We start from the raw sequence: 2,663 nt of genomic DNA on the forward strand, positions 1-2,663 counted from the left end.
GGAGCGGGATGAAGGAGGTCTGGGCGGCGGCGTTGTTGGCCGATTCCGGCGCCGCCACGCCCTCGATGGCGCCCTTGCCGAACCGTCCCGGCTCCTTCGCCAGCTTCTTCTCGAGCCCGTAGGCGGCAAAGGCGGCGAGCGAGGCGCCGCCACCCGGCAGGACGCCCAGGAAGGACCCCAGCAGCGTGCCGCGCAGGGACGCCGGCCCGGCCTGCCGGAACTCCTCGCGCGACAGCCACAGACGGCTGATCGCCGAGATGCGGGCGGTCCGCCAGTCCGAGGTCTCGAGGTTGCGGACGACCTCGGAGACGCCGAAGAGGCCGAGCACGACCGGCACGAAGCCGATGCCGTCGGACAGTTCCTGGATGTCGAAGGCGTAGCGCAGCTCGCCCGAATTGACGTCGGTGCCGACCAGCCCGATCGCCAGACCGACGAAGATCATGGCGACCGCCTTGGGGACCGATCCGTGCGCCAGCACCACCGAGGCGATCAGGCCCAGCACCATCAGCGAGAAGTACTCCGCCGAGGAGAAGCTGAGCGCGACCGAGGTCAGGATCGGGCCGGCGACGGCGATGAAGAGGGTCGCCACCGTGCCGGCGAAGAACGAGCCGAGGGCCGCCGTCGCCAGCGCAGCCCCGCCTCGCCCCTGCTGCGCCATGGCGTAGCCGTCGAGGGTGGTGACGACCGACGAGGTCTCACCCGGCAGCTTGATGAGGATGGCGGTCGTCGAGCCGCCGTACTGGGCGCCGTAGAAGATGCCCGCCAGCATGATGACGGCGGAGGTCGCCGGCAGGCCGAAGGTGATCGGCAACAAGAGGGCGATGGTGGCGACCGGGCCGACGCCGGGCAGCACGCCGATCAGCGTGCCGAGCAGCGCGCCGATGAAGCAGAAGCCGATGTTGGCCGGCTCGAGGGCGACGCCGAGCCCGAACCAGAGGCCGCTCAGAACGTCCATGGCCATACCCGTATCGTGACCCCGAGGCCCCAGACGAAGACCGCGAGCGAGAAGACCGCGAGGCCGACGGCGAGCGCCAGCACCCGCAGCGGCTTCCCGACATGGCCGGCGAGGCTCGCCACCGCCACCAGCAGGACGGTCGCCACCATCAGGCCCAGCCGCTCGATGGTGAGCGCGAAGACGGCGAGCGCGGCCAGAATCCAGATCAGGGCGACGATCGCCACCCGCTCGACCGGCGGCCCCGGCCGGACGAGCCCCACCGCCGCCACGAACCCGCCCATCGCGGTGAGGCCGCCGAAGACCAGCATCGGCATGTAGCCGGGGCCCATCCGTGCCGCCTGCCCGACCCGGTACTCGTTGAGCCACAGGCCGGCGAGGCCGAGCGCCAGGAACAGGACGCCGGCCAGCACGTCGCGCGACGCGAGCCGGGCGCGCAGCGGGCCGGCCGGCCCCGGATCGGAAGTCTCTGCGCTCATGGCCGGTTCGGGCCCCCTTGCCCCCTCGTCTCCCCCAAGGGGCGCTTCTACCCGCTCGCGCCGGCGAGCGGAAGGGGCCGCCCTAGCTCCCTTCGGCCAGGAGGCGGCGCAGCTTCGCGATCGCGATCGCGCGTTCCTCGTGGAAGTCGACGGTGCCGAAGAACCGGCCGCCGGCATCGAGCATGTAGACCAGCGCCGTGTGGTCCATGGTGTAGCCGCCGGCCCCGGACGTCTCGACCCGTCGATAGGCGGCGCCGAAGTGCGCCGCCGTCGCCTGCAGCTCCGCCGCCGTGCCGGTCAGCGCGCGGATGCGCGGGTCGAACGGCTCCATGTACGGCCGCAGCACCTCGGGCGTGTCGCGGTCCGGATCGACGGAGACGAACACCGCCGCCAAGCGGTCGGCGTCGCCGCCGAGGTCGGCGAGCCAGCCGCTCATGTCCGAGAGCGTCGTCGGGCAGACGTCCGGACAGTGGGTGAAGCCGAAGAAGACGAGGCTCGGGCGGCCGCGGAGATCGGCCTGGGTGAAGGTGCGGCCGCGATGGTCGGCCATCGTGAAATCGCCCCCCGGCAGGGCCCGGCGCATCGCGACGGCCGGCGCCGGCGCATCGCCGAGGAGGCGGTCGCCGAAGACCGTCACCGCGAGCAGGCCGGCGACGGCGGCGGCCGCCCAGAGCAGCAGGACGACGCGGCGAAGCGGGCTCAATCCGCGCCCCCCGGCGCCGGCCCGCGGGCACCGGGCGGCAGCACGGAGAGCCGGGCGGGGACTTCGCCCGTCCGCTCGAAGCGCAGCGTCACCGGCACCTCGCCGCCGGCCGCGAGCGGCGCCGCGAGGTCGACCAGCATCAGGTGCAGGCCACCCGGCGCCAGGCGCAGCTCGCCGCCCGCCGGGATTTCCGCGGCCGGCGCCGGACGCATCCGCATGACACCCCCGTCCATCGCCATCGCGTGCAGCTCGACCGCCCGCGCGGCCGGGGATGCGGCCGACAGCAGCCGGTCCGGGGCCGCTCCGCGGTTGCGCAGCGTCATGTAGCCGGCGCCGGTTCGCCCGGCGCCCGCGGCCCGGGTCCAGGCGTCGGCCACCGTGACCGCCGGCAGGAGCGGCCGAACGATCTGGGCGAACCGCTCGAAGGACAGGACGCCGGCATGGACCTTGCCGTCGATGACGAAGGACGGCGTGCCGCGGATCGCGTACCGCTGCTGGCCCTCGAAAGCCATGCGCAGGATCTCGCCGA

The 2,663-nt window shown here is 73.6% G+C and carries 4 protein-coding genes; all 4 read right to left on the minus strand.

The window, feature by feature from the left end:
- On the minus strand, positions 1-955 hold a 955-nt coding region (locus ACE3Q3_RS23830; protein WP_374450261.1), incomplete at its 3' end, for a tripartite tricarboxylate transporter permease.
- Positions 943-1,431, minus strand: coding sequence for a tripartite tricarboxylate transporter TctB family protein (locus tag ACE3Q3_RS23835; protein ID WP_374450263.1), 489 nt, complete (start codon positions 1,429-1,431; stop codon positions 943-945). The genes ACE3Q3_RS23835 and ACE3Q3_RS23830, both read right to left, overlap by 13 nt.
- Positions 1,432-1,513: 82 nt before the next feature.
- Complete coding sequence (locus ACE3Q3_RS23840; RefSeq protein WP_374450265.1) at positions 1,514-2,134, minus strand: SCO family protein; 621 nt, start codon at positions 2,132-2,134, stop codon at positions 1,514-1,516.
- Positions 2,131-2,663, minus strand: a 533-nt coding sequence (locus ACE3Q3_RS23845; protein ID WP_374450268.1) for a copper chaperone PCu(A)C, incomplete at its 5' end; no start/stop codon positions are given. The genes ACE3Q3_RS23840 and ACE3Q3_RS23845, both read right to left, overlap by 4 nt.

The sequence above is a fragment of the Allostella sp. genome (assembly GCF_041913585.1).
Classification (GTDB): domain Bacteria; phylum Pseudomonadota; class Alphaproteobacteria; order ATCC43930; family Allostellaceae; genus Allostella.

Bases quoted from the DNA above. Each gene is read 5' to 3' on its own strand.
- ACE3Q3_RS23835 (WP_374450263.1), bottom strand. From the start codon at position 1,431: ATGAGCGCAGAGACTTCCGATCCGGGGCCGGCCGGCCCGCTGCGCGCC.